General features: G+C 61.0%; 15 protein-coding genes. 11 read left to right on the top strand and 4 right to left on the bottom strand.

The window, feature by feature from the left end:
- The 3 genes from AC1D17_RS04705 to AC1D17_RS04695 form a co-directional block, all read left to right on the top strand.
- A partial coding sequence (locus AC1D17_RS04705) for an electron transfer flavoprotein subunit alpha/FixB family protein (protein WP_477564243.1) occupies nt 1-366 on the top strand: 366 nt, incomplete at its 5' end.
- 230 nt (nt 367-596) lie between these two features.
- Entirely contained in the window at nt 597-1469 is an 873-nt protein-coding gene (locus AC1D17_RS04700; RefSeq protein ID WP_477564242.1) for a 3-hydroxybutyryl-CoA dehydrogenase, read from the top strand.
- Between the two features lie 85 nt (nt 1470-1554).
- The gene (locus AC1D17_RS04695; RefSeq protein WP_477564241.1) at nt 1555-3153 is read left to right on the top strand and encodes an EAL domain-containing protein; all 1599 of its coding nucleotides are present in this window, start codon (nt 1555-1557) and stop codon (nt 3151-3153) included.
- Here the strand turns inward: AC1D17_RS04695 and tlpA are convergent.
- Nucleotides 3139-3834: a thiol:disulfide interchange protein TlpA gene (gene tlpA / locus AC1D17_RS04690; protein WP_477564240.1), complete on the bottom strand. Its 696-nt coding sequence runs from the start codon at nt 3832-3834 to the stop codon at nt 3139-3141. The genes AC1D17_RS04695 and tlpA overlap by 15 nt on opposite strands.
- A 31-nt stretch (nt 3835-3865) precedes the next feature.
- Here tlpA and argH point away from each other — a divergent pair, with 31 nt between their 5' ends.
- The 5 genes from argH (at nt 3866) to AC1D17_RS04665 (ending at nt 10224) form a co-directional block, all read left to right on the top strand.
- Nucleotides 3866-5269 (top strand): argininosuccinate lyase, encoded by a 1404-nt coding sequence (gene argH / locus AC1D17_RS04685; protein ID WP_477564239.1) that lies wholly within the window; start codon nt 3866-3868, stop codon nt 5267-5269.
- 94 nt (nt 5270-5363) lie between these two features.
- A complete protein-coding gene (lptM, locus tag AC1D17_RS04680; protein WP_477564238.1) occupies nt 5364-5558 on the top strand; it encodes an LPS translocon maturation chaperone LptM in 195 nt (64 codons plus the stop codon).
- A 12-nt stretch (nt 5559-5570) separates the two neighbouring features.
- The gene (gene lysA, locus AC1D17_RS04675) at nt 5571-6839 is read left to right on the top strand and encodes a diaminopimelate decarboxylase (RefSeq protein ID WP_477564237.1); all 1269 of its coding nucleotides are present in this window, start codon (nt 5571-5573) and stop codon (nt 6837-6839) included.
- Between the two features lie 144 nt (nt 6840-6983).
- Nucleotides 6984-9617: a TIGR02302 family protein gene (locus AC1D17_RS04670; protein WP_477564236.1), complete on the top strand. Its 2634-nt coding sequence runs from the start codon at nt 6984-6986 to the stop codon at nt 9615-9617.
- A 16-nt stretch (nt 9618-9633) separates the two neighbouring features.
- Nucleotides 9634-10224 (top strand): hypothetical protein, encoded by a 591-nt coding sequence (locus AC1D17_RS04665; protein WP_477564235.1) that lies wholly within the window; start codon nt 9634-9636, stop codon nt 10222-10224.
- 144 nt (nt 10225-10368) lie between these two features.
- Here AC1D17_RS04665 and AC1D17_RS04660 read toward each other — a convergent pair whose 3' ends face one another.
- From AC1D17_RS04660 to AC1D17_RS04650, 3 genes are all read right to left on the bottom strand, one after another.
- Entirely contained in the window at nt 10369-10728 is a 360-nt protein-coding gene (locus tag AC1D17_RS04660) for a response regulator (protein ID WP_477564234.1), read from the bottom strand.
- Nucleotides 10729-10888: 160 nt separating this feature from the next.
- Nucleotides 10889-11434 carry a hypoxanthine phosphoribosyltransferase gene (gene hpt, locus AC1D17_RS04655; protein WP_264220331.1) on the bottom strand — a complete coding sequence of 182 codons (546 nt, stop codon included), beginning with the start codon at nt 11432-11434 and terminating at the stop codon, nt 10889-10891.
- Nucleotides 11435-11502: 68 nt separating this feature from the next.
- The gene (locus tag AC1D17_RS04650) at nt 11503-12345 is read right to left on the bottom strand and encodes a hypothetical protein (RefSeq protein ID WP_477564233.1); all 843 of its coding nucleotides are present in this window, start codon (nt 12343-12345) and stop codon (nt 11503-11505) included.
- 107 nt (nt 12346-12452) lie between these two features.
- Here AC1D17_RS04650 and ftsE point away from each other — a divergent pair, with 107 nt between their 5' ends.
- The 3 genes from ftsE to AC1D17_RS04635 all read left to right on the top strand — a co-directional run bounded on the left by ftsE (nt 12453) and on the right by AC1D17_RS04635 (nt 14907).
- Complete coding sequence (gene ftsE, locus AC1D17_RS04645) at nt 12453-13112, top strand: cell division ATP-binding protein FtsE (RefSeq protein WP_477564232.1); 660 nt, start codon at nt 12453-12455, stop codon at nt 13110-13112.
- Nucleotides 13105-14115 carry a cell division protein FtsX gene (locus tag AC1D17_RS04640; protein ID WP_477564231.1) on the top strand — a complete coding sequence of 337 codons (1011 nt, stop codon included), beginning with the start codon at nt 13105-13107 and terminating at the stop codon, nt 14113-14115. The genes ftsE and AC1D17_RS04640 overlap by 8 nt, the downstream gene beginning before the upstream one ends.
- Before the next feature lie 93 nt (nt 14116-14208).
- Nucleotides 14209-14907: a YdcF family protein gene (locus AC1D17_RS04635; RefSeq protein ID WP_477564230.1), complete on the top strand. Its 699-nt coding sequence runs from the start codon at nt 14209-14211 to the stop codon at nt 14905-14907.
- Nucleotides 14908-14967 lie beyond the last annotated feature (60 nt).

The following is a 14967-nucleotide window of genomic DNA, read 5'->3' as shown; positions in this document are numbered from 1 at the left end:
GAGCTGACCTCGGCGAAGATCATCATCTCGGGTGGCCGCGCACTCGGCTCGTCGGAAAAATTCCAGGAGGTCATCCTGCCGGTGGCCGACAAGCTCGGTGCCGCCGTCGGCGCATCGCGTGCCGCCGTCGATGCGGGCTATGCCCCGAACGACTGGCAGGTCGGCCAGACCGGCAAGGTCGTTGCGCCGCAGCTCTACATTGCGGTCGGCATCTCCGGCGCCATCCAGCATCTGGCCGGCATGAAGGACAGCAAGGTCATCGTCGCCATCAACAAGGACGAGGAAGCCCCGATCTTCCAGGTCGCCGACTACGGCCTCGTCGGCGATCTCTTCACCATCCTGCCAGAGCTCGAAAAGGCGCTGTGAGCTTCTTGAAAATGTGACCAACGGCCGCGTAACTTTGCGCGGCCGTTTTTCGTTTTGGAAGCAACGTGTTTCCTTAACTCACAATGCCTTCCGCCGCGAATAAAGGCTGGAAAATTGGGCGCGATGCCTTTATCACTGGCATCCGAATACTTCGCCCCAACGGGCGCATATCTTTTTGCTCGAACGGAAGCGCGATCGCTCTTTCGTATGAATGATGGAAAATCGGCTCGATGATCAAGAATGTCGGAATTGTTGGCGCTGGACAAATGGGCTGCGGCATTGCCCAGGTATCGGCCTCGGCCGGCTACAAGGTGCATATCTACGACATCTCCGCCGACCGCGTTGAAGCAGGCCTTGCCACCATCAACGGCAACATGGCGCGTCAGGTCTCCTCCGGCAAACTGACCGACGAGGAGCGCAAGAAGGCATTGTCGCTGATCAAGGGATCGGCCGACCTCAACGATCTGTCGCCGATGGATCTGGTGATCGAGGCCGCAACCGAGGACGAGAGCGTCAAGCGCAAGATCTACGGCCAGGTCTGTCCGGTTCTGAAGGCAGACGCCATTCTCGCCACCAACACCTCCTCCCTGTCGATCACGCGGCTTGCGTCCGCGACCGACCGGCCGGAACGCTTCATGGGCATTCATTTCATGAACCCGGTTCCGGTGATGAAGCTGGTCGAACTGGTGCGCGGTATCGCCACCGAGGAAGGCACGTTCGCGACCGCCAAGGAGTTCGTCGCAACACTCGACAAGACGGTCACCGTTGCCGAAGACTTCCCGGCCTTCATCGTCAACCGCATCCTGCTGCCGATGATCAACGAGGCAATCTACACGCTGTACGAAGGTGTCGGCAGCGTCGATGCCATCGACACGGCGATGAAGCTTGGCGCCAACCATCCGATGGGACCGCTGGCGCTTGCCGACTTCATCGGGCTCGACACCTGCCTGTCGATCATGCAGGTGCTGCATGACGGGCTGGCGGATTCCAAATACCGGCCCTGCCCGCTGCTGGTCAAATATGTCGAGGCCGGCTGGCTCGGCCGCAAGTCCGGCCGCGGTTTCTATGACTACCGTGGCGAAGTTCCCGTTCCGACACGCTGAACCGAACTACTAAATCAGCGGTAGAACATTCAAGCGATTTTAACCTGTTTCCGCCACGGTCCGAGCCTTAGCAAAAGGCCGGGCCATGACCGTTCAGCGCAGACTACGCTTCACAGCTCTCATGCTGTGTTTTACCGGCCTGTTCGCCGGCGTCCTTTATTGTGTCCATTCCGCCTTCATTGCCTCGTGGAATGAGAAACAGTTGCGGCAACTCGCGATCGACACGATAGCGCGCACGGAGCTGGCGCTCGACGCCGCCACCATGAAAATGAGCGATGTCATCCTGAACCGCAGCACATCCTGCGCGACGGCCGATCCGATGGCGATGACCAAGGCACTCTACGGCTCCAGCATCATGAAGAACATGCGGCTGGAAACGAAGGACGGCGTCTGCTGGAGCTACGACGAAAAGAACGAAGCGCTCGAGCAGTCCATTGCAAACGCACGGCGCAACCGGACCAACAGCCCCGGCTATTCGCTCTTTTCCCTTGGCTTTCCGGGCTGGAAGGGGCTGGGTGTGCGCTGGCAATATGGACAGGATAAAAGCCTCGTCGAAGTTCTTGCAACCAGCGGCCTGCTTTTCGCCATTCTGCCGGACAAACTGCGCGACAGCGCGCTGATGCAACTGACCCTTGAAGATGGCTCATCCTTCGCCAGCTATCGTCCCGAGCGGAAATGGTCGGTCGAGGGTGCCAATCTCATCAGCTTCGACCAGAATTCGGCCAAGTATCCCATCAAGTTCAGCCTGAGGGTCGATGCGGCCGCTCTTGCTCAATGGAACCAGACACTATCGCCCGGGATGATCGCGATTGCCGCTGCACTCGGCCTCGGCTTCGGCGCCCTTGCCGCACGCGGCATGATGCGAAACACATCCATTCTCGACGAACTCGACCGGGCATTGTCGAATGGCCATATCCAGCCCTATTTCCAGCCGATTTTCAATCTCGAGGACCGAACGCTTCTCGGGTTTGAGATGCTGGCGCGGTGGATCAAGCCGGACGGAACGGTGATCCCGCCGCTGTCCTTCATCCCGCTGGCCGAAAGCAGCGGCCGCATCGAAAGACTGACGAGCGAACTTTTGAGACAGGCTGGATCTCAGCTCGGCGGGCTCTTGCTGACGCAAAGCCATCTCAAGCTGACCTTCAATGTGACGCCGGATCAATATCTGGCCGGTGGGTTCGTCAACAACCTGATCGCCGACACCACCCGCTTCAACCTTCCCCACCACGCCCTCGTCATCGAGGTCACCGAACGGCAGGTCATCGCGGACAAGGGACGGGCAGCCATCGTGACCACCGAGCTGATCGCGGCCGGCATGCGCGTCGCCATCGACGACGCGGGGACCGGGCACAACGGCCTGTCGGCCATCCATGCGCTGGGCGCCAACTACCTGAAGATCGACAAATTCTTCGTCGATGGCGTCACGCTTGATCGAAAGTCGTCCGAACTGGTGGAAATGCTGGCCGGGCTGGCGACCAAATTCGGCATGACCGTCGTCGCAGAGGGGATCGAGACGGAAGAACAGATTGCCGCGCTGCTACAGCTGGGAATCCGAGAGGGTCAGGGGTTTGTCTATTCCCGCCCGGTTCCCGCCGCCACGATCCTCGCCATGGCGACAAAGGGCGCGGGGGCAGCCACACAGAAAAAAAGCGCCAACCGCGTCTCGCTCCTACTGTGTGCCTGACGGCGGCGCGGCGACAGCGGCCTTTACCAGCGCCTTTGCATCGTCGCTGTCCCAGGCGGCAGGACCGTTCATCGACGAGATCAGGCAGCCCTTGTCGTCCATCAGCAGCGTCACCGGCAGGCCGAAGGCAAGGCCTTCCTTTTTCAACGCGTTGAAGACGCCCATGGACGCATCGCGGTAGTAAGCGAGATCGTGCACGCCCGTCTCGTTGAGGAAAGCCTTCGGCTTTTCGTCGTCGCCGATGTCGATGTTGACAGTCACGACTTCGAACGTGTCGCTGCCTGCCGCTTTCTGCAGGGCGTTGAGCGCCGGCATCTCCTCCCGGCAGGGCACGCACCATGTTGCCCATAGATTGAGGAGGATGGTCTTGCCGCCGAAATCGGCAAGCGTGAGATCCTTACCATCCCGGCCCTTGAAGTTCAGGCCCGGCAACGGCCGCGGTTCGCTGACCGGCGCCATGGCGGCGACTTGGCCTTTAAGGAGCGGGGTAATGGCCGCAATCTTGTCTTTTGCCGCTTCGCAGGTCTTTGCACCGGCGGTTTCCACCACCACACCATTGCCAGACCCGCTTTCCCTGACGTATACCGCTGCCGCACCGGCGATCAGCCCTGCGAGGGCAGCGATCATCACCAGTCTGGCAGGCGGAAAGCGTTTTTGTCTGTCGTTTACTTCAGTTTCCAAAACGGGTCATTCTCCAGGGCGGGCATTCTTCATGGCTGACGGCACTTCTGAAACCAAAAGCTCCAACCAGATGTGGGGCGGTCGCTTTGCTCAAGGACCGGCGGCGATCATGGAGGAGATAAATGCCTCGATCGGCTTCGACAAGAAGCTTTTCGCTCAGGACATCCGCGGCTCAATAGCGCATGCGACCATGCTGGCGCATCAAGGCATCATTTCGGCTGATGATAAAGACAAGATCGTTCACGGCCTCGACACGATCCTGTCAGAGATCGAAAGCGGGCAGTTCGAATTCTCCCGTCGCCTCGAAGACATTCACATGAACGTCGAGGCGCGACTTGCAACCCTGATCGGCCCGGCCGCCGGACGCCTGCACACCGCCCGCTCGCGCAACGACCAGGTAGCACTCGACTTCCGCCTCTGGGTGAAGGAAGAGCTGCAGAAGTGCGAGGGCATGCTGACGAGCCTGATCGCCGCCTTCCTCGACCGCGCCGAAGAACACGCCGAAACGGTGATGCCCGGCTTCACCCATCTGCAGACGGCCCAGCCCGTCACCTTCGGCCATCATTGCATGGCCTATGTCGAGATGTTCGGCCGTGACCGGCAGCGTGTTCGCCATGCCATCGAGCATTTGGACGAAAGCCCGATCGGTGCTGCGGCCCTTGCCGGCACCGGCTTTCCGATCGATCGCCACATGACCGCCAAGGCGCTCGGCTTCCGCGAGCCGACCCGCAACTCGATCGACACCGTGTCGGACCGTGATTTCGCGCTGGAATTCCTGTCGATCGCCTCGATCTGCGCCGTGCACCTGTCGCGGCTGGCTGAAGAAATCGTCATCTGGTCGACGCCGCAATTCGGCTTCGTGCGGCTGTCGGACGCTTTTTCCACCGGCTCCTCGATCATGCCGCAGAAGAAGAACCCGGACGCCGCCGAACTGGTGCGCGCCAAGACCGGCCGTATCAACGGTTCGCTCATCGCACTCCTGACTGTCATGAAGGGCCTGCCGCTCGCCTATTCCAAGGACATGCAGGAAGACAAGGAACAGGTCTTCGATTCGGCCGAGAGCCTGGAGCTCGCCATTGCCGCGATGACAGGCATGGTGCGCGACATGACCATCCGCGCCGACCGGATGAAGGCGGCGGCCGGCTCCGGCTATTCCACCGCCACCGACCTTGCCGACTGGCTGGTGCGCGAGGCGGGCCTGCCCTTCCGCGACGCCCATCATGTGACCGGCCGGGCCGTGGCGCTGGCTGAGCAGAAGGCCTGCGAGCTTGCCGAACTGTCGCTGCAAGACCTGCAGGCGATCCATGCGGATATCACTGACAAGGTGTTCGACGTGCTGACCGTCGAGGCCTCCGTTGCCAGCCGCACATCCTTCGGCGGCACGGCACCCAGCGAAGTGAGGAAACAGATCGCCTGGTGGCGGACCCGCAACTGAGTACGAGATTCAGGGTGCACAGCGCCTTAAAAACTCGATATGAGTTCTGACGAATTTGCACGAAGGGCTTGATTGCCCGGACCGGGAAGCATCCATGCATCTGCGAAACACCACTTATCTGATTGCAGCCCTTGCTTTAACCGGGCTGACGCTGTCCGGCTGCGGCCGCAAGGGCGATCTCGATCGTCCGGGCTCGTCCGCGCCGATCAACACCAAAGCGGTACCCGGCAGCGTCGAAAAAAAGGACGAAGCGCAAGGCAAGCCCTTCCTCCTCGATCCCCTCTTGTAGCAGAGCACTCCCTTGAACCATTTCGAATATCGTGACGGCATTCTCTTTGCGGAAGACGTTTCCGTCATCGACATCGCCAAGGCGGTGGGCACCCCGTTCTACTGCTATTCCACCGCAACGCTGGAACGGCACTATTCGGTCTTCTCCAAGGCCTTCGCCGATATCGACGCGATGGTCTGCTATGCGATGAAGGCGAATTCCAATCAGGCAGTACTGAAGACGCTCGGACGCCTGGGCGCCGGTGTCGACGTGGTGTCGGGCGGCGAACTGCGACGCGCTCTTGCGGCCGGCATTCCAGCCAACCGCATCATGTTTTCCGGTGTCGGCAAGACGGCCCAGGAAATGGACCTGGCGCTCGACGCCGGCATCTACTGCTTCAACGTCGAATCCGAGCCGGAACTGGAAGTGCTCAATGCCCGCGCCGTGCGCGAAGGCAAGAAGGCGCACGTCTCCTTCCGCATCAACCCGGATGTCGATGCCAAGACCCATGCGAAGATTTCGACCGGCAAGAAGGAAAACAAGTTCGGCATCGCCTATGAGCGCGCCCGCGCGGTCTATGCCCATGCAGCGACCCTGCCCGGCATCCAGATCACCGGTATCGACATGCATATCGGCAGCCAGATCACCGAGCTGCAGCCCTTCGCCGATGCCTTCAAGCTGCTGCGTGAACTGGTCGATACGCTGCGCGCCGACGGCCACAGCATCGATCACGTCGATGTCGGCGGCGGCCTTGGCGTGCCCTACAAGACAGACAACAGCCCGCCGCCTTTGCCCGACGCCTATGCCGTGATCGTCAAGGATCAGCTGCGCGAACTCGGTTGCAAGATCGTCATGGAGCCCGGCCGGCTGATCGTCGGCAATGCCGGCATCATGGTCACCGAAGTCATCTACGTGAAGGATGGCGGCTCCAAGACCTTCGTCATCGTCGACGGCGCCATGAACGACCTGGTCCGCCCGACACTCTACGAGGCCTATCACGAGATTCAGCCGGTGCGCATATCCGCCGCCAACGCGCCGCGCATCAAGGCAGACATCGTCGGCCCCGTCTGCGAGACCGGCGACTATCTGGCGCTCGACCGGGAAATGGCCATGCCGAAGCCTGGCGACCTGATCTCGGTCGGCACCGCCGGCGCCTATGGCGCAGTGCAGGCCGGCACCTACAACAGCCGCCTCTTGGTGCCCGAAGTGCTGGTCAACGGCGATCGCTTTCATGTGATTCGGCCGCGCACGTCCTATGAAGACCTGATCGGGCTGGATTCGGTTCCCGACTGGCTCGATTGACGCGACCTCAACAGTTCCCGATCCGGCGCTGTTGATAGCGCCGCCATCGAGCGTTGAAATCGATCACGATTGCGTTGCCGCCCTCGTCTTCGCCACAAAGAGTGTTATCCTTCGCACTACGTTTTGAACGTTGAAAGGGAACGGATGACGGAAATCCGGCGGGACAGCGCGACGGCGGCGGCAGGCTTTATGAGAAGTCTCGCGGTCAAGCGGGCGCTTGCGCGCCTTGTTCTCGTCACCGAGCAGGCTGCACCCCGCGCCCTGCCGCTCTTTGCCACCGTGCTTCTGTTTCTCTCCGTTACCTGGTTCGGCTTTTTCCGCGTAGCGCCGGGCTGGCTTCATACCACAGCGCTTCTTGCCTTCGCAGCTGCCCTCATCGTCTTCTTGATCCCGCTGCTGCGCCTGCGCGTCCCCGGCAATGCCGACGCCGACAGGATGCTGGAGGAGCGCAACGACCTGCCGCATCAGGCAATCCGCGTGCAGGACGATCAGCCGGCCACCAGCGGCGCCTTCGGCCGGACGCTGTGGCAGGAGCACCAGGCACGCATGGCGCGGATGATCGGCGGGCTGGAAACAGGCCTGCCGAAACCGGACATTGCCCGCACCGACAGCTACGGACTGCGCGCCGTTCCGGTCCTGCTTGCCTGTATCGCCTTTGCCTATTCCTATTCGAACAAGGCCGGCCTGATTTCCGATGCCTTTCATCCGCCGCAGCAGATCGCGTCAGCGCCGGATGTCCGCATCGACGCCTGGGTGACGCCGCCGGCCTATACCGGCCGGGCGCCGGTTTTCCTCACCGGCCGGCTGGGTGCGGAACAGGTTGCCGCCAGTGCGGAGCCGCTGCGCATCCCGCAGTTCAGCGAACTGACGGTGCGCATCACCAGCGGCGGCGAAGAGACACCGGTGACCTATCTGGAAAACGGCGCGGCCCAGCCGCTCGTTATCGCTGCGCAAGCCGCAAAGCCCGGCAAGGATGGGAAAACTGCCGCCGAAGCAGCGTCCGTTGATCCGGCAAAGCCCGGCAGCAACACCCATATGATGAAAATCACCAAGGACGGTTCGCTCTCCGTTGGCGGTGAACAATGGGCCTTCACAGTAATCCCGGACAGCGTTCCGGATATCGCCTTCGACGGCATTCCGCGCACGACGGTCAATGCCGCCCTGGAAATCAGCTTTGCAGCCAAGGACGACTACGGCATTCAGGACGCCTGGGCCGAGATCGTCCCGCTGGACAAACCGGAAGCGAACGCACGGCCGCTTTATCCCCTTCCGGAATATCGCCTCGACCTGCCCAAGCGCAATGCGCGCGAGGCAAAGGGCCTGACCAGCCGCAACTTGAGCGAACATCCGTTGTCGGGAAAGCGTGTGCGTGTGACGCTGGTTGCCAAGGATGCAGCCGGCCAGGAAGGGCGCAGCGTGCCGCAGGACATGATCCTGCCCGCCCGCCCGTTCTTCGAACCGCTCGCTGGCGCCGTAGCCGAAGAGCGCCAGGTGTTTGCCCTCAATGCCAACGACCTGCCGCGCGCCATCGATCTCAACGACGCGCTGTCGGTGCGCCCGGATGAAACGATCCCGAACCTGACGCATTTCCTGCTTCTGCAATCGGCCCGTACACGCATGGCGCTTGCGCGCAATGACGACATGCTGCGCGATGCGGCAAGCTATCTCTGGGAAATCGCGCTCGGCATCGAGGACGGCGACATGGCGCTGGCCGACAAGCGGCTGCGCGACGCCCAGCAGAAGCTGTCCGAAGCCCTGGAAAGAGGCGCCTCCGACGCGGAGATCGCCAAGCTGATGCAGGAACTGCGCGATGCCATGAAGGACTACATGGAGGCGCTGGCCAAGCAGGCGGCAAAGAACCCGCAGGTGGCGGCCAATCCGAACCAGAACAACGTGCTGCGTCAGCAGGATCTGGAAAAGATGATGAACCAGATCGAGAACCTCGCAAAATCCGGCGCCAAGGATCAGGCACGCCAGATGCTGTCTGAGATGCAGCGCATGATGAACAATCTCCAGGCCGGCCGCATGCAGCAACAGCAGCAGGGCCAGGAAAACAGCGAGATGCGCAAGCAGATGGACAAGCTTGGCCAGCTGATGCAGCAGCAGCAGCAGCTGATGGACGAGACGTTCAAATTCGATCAGGCGCTGCGCGACCGGCTGCAGCGCGGCGACCCGCTGGATGGAGAAGACCAAGAGCTCTTCGATCAGGAGATGCCGCAGGAGCCCGGCCAGCAGCAGGACGAAAATGCCCAGGAGCCCGGCCCGCTCGACAACATGACGGCGGAAGAGCTGAAGCAGGCACTGAAGGACATGCAGGCCCAGCAGGACCAGCTGGGCAAGCAGCTCGGCGAGTTGCAGAAAGGCCTTGAAGGCATGGGCATCAAGCCCGGCAAGGGTTTTGGCGAGGCCGGCCGCGAGATGAAGGGGGCTTCAGGCGCCCTTGGCAAGGGACAGGGCGAACAGGCCGTCGGCAGCCAGGGCCGCGCGTTGCAGGCCCTGCGTGACGGTGCGCAGGACATGATGCAGCAGATGCAAAGCCAGGGCCAAGGCCCGGGACAAGGTCAGGGCGTGCCGCAATTCGGCCAGAACGGCCGCGACCCGCTCGGCCGCCGCCAGCAGAATGCCGGGCCGGATTTCGGCGATCAGGTCAAGGTGCCGGACGAGATCGATACCCAGCGGGCGCGCGAAATCCTCGAAGAAATCCGCCGGCGTCTCGGCACGAATTCATCGCCGGAGACGGAGCGTCGGTATCTGGAACGGTTGCTGGATATAAGGTGAGGGAGGAGAGGAATCAATGTTGCAAAGTCACCCCTTGGCTCTCGCGATCGCCATTGGCCTCACGAGCGCCTGTCTTATTTTCGTCAAACCTCTGGTCGCTGCCGATCAGGAGCGGTGGCCGGGCACCAAAGTTGGAGAGCCAACCCCGAAAGTCGAGGGCATGCCGGCCGAGTTGGCAAAGCGCCTGGCTAACTTTGACGATCTCGATTTCCATGTCTACACCGGCCAGCAGTGGGAGGACCTTCATAAGAGCCACGCCAAGGACATCATCGTGCACTATCCGGATGGCCACACCACCAAGGGCATTCCGGATCACATCAAGGAGTTGGAGTTCTTATGGACCTTTGCTCCAGATAACCGAATTACCGAACATCCAGTAAGGTTTGGCACAGCAGACAGCGAATGGACTGCTGTGATGGGATTTCTTGACGGCACCTTTACCAAGCCTATGGCTCTGGCGGATGGAACGGTTATTCAGCCGACACATAAAACCTACCATTTACCGATGGCGACCTTAGGGCATTGGAACAAGGAGGGCACGATGGATGAAGAATATCTGTTTTGGGATAACGCCGCTTTCATGAAGCAGATCGGGATTGGTAAATAAGGGTTGCTTCAAATTGGGAGGTCAATCCACGGGGTGGCCTCGCCTCTCGCGACATCAAGACGTTGTGCGGCTGGAGAAAACCTAAAGCGTCGAACACTGTCGTCAAACTTTCAGAATGGCTTGAAAGTCTGAAGGGTGCGCCGCTCACGCCGCCAACGCCACGGCAACAGCCTTGCGGATATCCGGCAGCGTGAACGGCTTGGAGACGACGTCGATGACCTTGCCGTTGAGGTTGTCGGCCCGTTCGCGCTGCTCGGCGTAACCTGTCATCAGAAGAATCTTCAGTGCCGGAAAGGCGGCCGATGCCTGATGGGCGAGCTCGATGCCGTCCATCACCGGCATGCGGATATCGGAAAGCAAAAGATCGAAACTTGCCTGCTGAAGGCAGGCGAGGCCCTCGGCGCCATCGGCCGCCTCGACGGTTTCATGACCATCGAGCTGTAAGGCGCGGGCAACGAAACGGCGCAGGCCGTCCTCATCTTCGGTAATCAGGATTTTCGCCATCATGGCCTCCGTTTCGGCAACAACTCCGCCGGGACATTTGCCTTGACGGCATCCGGTCCCTGATCCGCAGCACGGTTTGCTGCGGATCAACACCAACAGAGTTTTGTTTGTTTTCCGTAAACGCGGATGACCAGATCAGCGGTTTGGCACAGCCAAATGGCTATTCGGCGTCGCCGGTGACAATGCCGACGAAGGGCAGCTCGCGGAACGCATAGGCCACGTCCATGCCGTAGCCGACGACGAAATAGTCAGGGCATTCAAAGCCGACATAATCGGCTTCGAGATCGGTCTGGCGCTTGACCTTCTTGTCGAGAAGAACCGCGATCGTCACCGACTTGGCGCCGCGCTCCAGCATCAGCTCCTTGGCAAAGCGCAGGGTGCGGCCCGATTCCAGGATGTCGTCGATCAGGAGAACGTCGCGGCCGTGCACGTCGCTATCGATATCCTTGATGATCCTGACGCCCTGCGACACTGTGCCGGTGCCGTAACTCGACAGCGTGATGAACTCGACTTCCGGCGCAAGACCGACGGTGTGCATGGCGCGGATCAGGTCGGCGGCGAAGATGAAAGAGCCCTTGAGCACGGCGATGACCAGAAGGTCGTTGAGCGGCCCCTTGGCGATCTGCTCGGCCATTGCAATGTTCCGCTCGGCAATCAGCTCGGCGGTATAAAGCGGGTCAATATTTTTTCCACGAACAACGGGCATGCGAATGGTCTCCAGAAATACAATGGAGACTGCGTTTTATGCCTCCGGAAGCCAGCCGCATAGCACAGTCAGGGCGCCGAATCACCCGGTTGTCCGAAGGAAACCGCAACGTCGGGCAGTTTTCCACCTGTGTGTAGAAGACGTGCGGAAAAGGCCCGGCTCTCTCCCGGAGCCAGCGCGGGCTGCCTCGCGTCAATTCGGGTGGCGGTCCGCCGGTGGCCGTTGGCAATCACATCGACAAGTATGGCCGGAACCACTTTGGGCGTATCTGAATGGTTTTTGACCGACCCGTAGACCGAAAGCACCTTCATGCCGTTGGCGTCGTTCAGCGAGGTGGTGACATCGTTGATCGACAATGCCGGCACGGAGGCAATGGCGGGCTGATCCTTGGAAAGGCTGGCAAACAACAGGAAGACCGGAGCGCAAAGGCATGTGACGAGAACGGCAAACGCCTTAGGAGAAGCCGTCTGGAGCAGGCGCTCGAAATGGTTGACCGCCCGTCCGAACGGCGATGCAACATGACGCGGCGGCTGCGCCGGCGAGACCACCATCCGAACCCGATTGTCGTTGAAAACCGGGTAGACGTTGCGCCGGCTGTGCGGCGGGACGATCTCGAACTCGGCGTCGACGATATCGGCACGACGCGGCATGGCGCCTGCTGGAACCGTTCGCTCGCGGCGCTCCGGAGGCAGCAGATCCATGCGGCTGGCAGCGCCGTTGGAACGGAAAGCGTTCATCGTCTCTCCCTTGCAGGGCCTACCGGCCGCACCAGAATGCCCTTGGCCCCAAAAGGCAACGATCAAGGCATTGAAACAAACCTTTCCCAGACGTAAACCTAAATGGTTAATGCTTCGAAAATGACGCCGCGGAAACGGCTCGCTTTCAGGCAAAATTAACCACTGTTTAACCATGTTGGCGCTGTAACAGCGGTCTTACGTTGTATTCTGAAAGCTGGGCCATCAGCCCGCCGCGAAAACATGGCATCCTGGACCGAAGAAGAGAAGCTGGACACTGACCGTTGATTCATTTTGAAAATGTCGGATTGCGCTATGGAATGGGTCCGGAAATCCTCCGCGACCTGACCTTCGACATTCCCAGAAAATCGTTCCAGTTCCTGACCGGCCCTTCGGGTGCCGGCAAGACTACGCTGCTGCGGCTGCTGTTCTTGTCGCTGCAGCCGACGCGCGGCCTGATTCGCATGTTCGACCGCAATATCTCGACCATCCCGCGCGACGAATTCCCGATGCTGCGCCGCCGTGTCGGCATCGTCTTCCAGGACTTCCGGCTGCTCGATCATCTGACGACCTACGAGAATGTCGCCCTGCCCCTGCGCGTGCGCGGCAAGGACGAATCGTCCTATCGCGCCGATGTGCTCGAACTGCTTGGCTGGGTCGGCCTTGGCGAACGCATCAACGTTTTGCCGCCGGTTCTCTCAGGCGGCGAGAAGCAGCGCGCTGCCATCGCCCGCGCCCTGATCGACAGGCCCGAGATCCTGCTTGCCGACGAGCCGACGGGCAATGTCGATCCGCCGATGGCACGGCGGCTACTCAACCTGTTTCTCGAACTCAACCGGCTCGGCACCGCCGTCGTCATCGCGACGCACGATCTCTCGCTGATGGACCAGGTCGAGGCACGGCGGATGATTCTTTCGCAAGGGCGGCTCGACATCTATGAGTGAAGCGCCCGTCAGCAATCGCGCCGGTCAGGACGCGCCGCAGGAGCGCAAGGCTTCGCTGCGCGTGCGCCCGACGGCGCCGATCGTGCCGCCCGCAAACGTCTCCGGCAATGCGCTGGTGCTGGTCATCGCCATCATGGCTTTCCTCGCCTGCCTGACGCTCGGCGCCGTCAGCATGGTGCGTTCGACGGCGCAAAGCTGGGAGAGCCAGATTTCCCGCGAGATCACCATCCAGATCAAGCCGGACGAAAAACTCGACATGGAAAAGGCGCTCGCCGACGCGCGCGATCTCGCCCTGACCTTCAATGGCACCACCGATGGCACAATCGTCGACAAGGCGGCGACCGCCCGGTTGCTGGAGCCATGGCTGGGGGCCGGCCTTGATCTCGACGACCTGCCGGTGCCGCGCCTCGTCATCATCACCATCGACGAGCAGAACCCGCCCGATTTCGCCGCCATGCGGGCGATGTTGACGGAAACCATACCGCAGGCCTTTCTCGACGACCACCGGACCTGGGTCGACCGGCTGGTGGCCATGGCGCATACGACGGCACTGATCGGCACCGGCGTCCTGGTGCTGGTGTTTTCCGCCATGGTTCTGACCGTGATCTTTGCGACGCGCGGCACGCTTTCCGGCAACCGTCACATTGTCGAGGTGTTGCATTTCGTCGGTGCCGAGGCGGGCTTTGTCGCTTCGGAATTCCAGAAACATTTTCTGAAAATCAGCCTGAAGGGCGCCGGCGCCGGCGGGTTTCTGGCGGCGGCCTGCTTTGCGATCGCAGGCTTCTGGCAATCGCGGTCACTGGCAACCCCCCAGAGCGACCAGACGACAGCCATGTTCGGCAGCTTCTCCATCGGCTATTCCGGCTATCTCGGCATTGCCGCCATCATGATCGTCATCGCGCTTCTGACGACGCTGACTGCCCGCTTCACCGTGATGCGCACGATCTATGAAATCGATCTGATCCGGTCCGACCCGGCACGCATCGACGGCAACCAGACCTGACCATCATGATTGCTTTGCCTTGCATCCATTCCTTGCCGCAATCTGTCTATATTGAAGAGAATCAAGACCGCTGGCAAAGCAGCAGGACCTGCCATGAATGAAAACGGCGAAACGCGGCGGAAGGGGACGCTGGTGCGACGGCACGTCAGTGTCCGCCGCCGGCTGGTGCGCCTGACATTCTATGTGCTGCTGCTGATTGCCGGATTTGCGGCGGCCGGCTTCCTCTATTTCGCCGATTCCGTTGCGTCTCTTCAGCCACCTGCCAACCCAAAGGCAGACGCGATCGTTGTCCTGACCGGAGGGTTCCAGCGGATCGACCAGGCTGTGGATCTCTTGAAAAACGGAGCAGGAAAACGGCTGCTGATCTCCGGCGTCCACCCCTCGACGACGGGCGGCCAAATTCGCCGCAACACCCAGAGTTCGGCCGATCTGTTCAAATGCTGCGTCGATATCGGCCACGATGCGATCGATACGATCGGCAATGCCAACGAGACCGCCAGCTGGATCCGCGACAACGGCTACCGCAGCATTCTCGTCGTTACCAACAACTACCACATGCCGCGCAGCCTGCTCGAATTGCGCCGTGCCAACCCGGGGATCGAGTTCATCGCCTATCCCGTCGTCAATTCAGACCTGAAGAGCACCAACTGGCTGAGAAACCCGATGGTGCTGAAGACCATCCTGTCGGAATACGTCAAGCTGACCATCGCCTCGGTGCGCAACGCTCTCGGCGCTCATCCGGCAAGCGGCCTGCGGACAGAAAAGACGGGCGCCGTGGCCACCGGCAATTAGCCGCAGCGAAACGTCTCGCAAGCGAAATTGTTTTCCTTGCGCCAATATTCGTGTAGGCAG

The organism is Pararhizobium sp. P1_E7 (assembly GCF_056405855.1).
The sequence above is the reverse complement of the archived record's forward strand: the minus strand, read 5'-3'. Positions and strand labels throughout refer to the sequence as shown.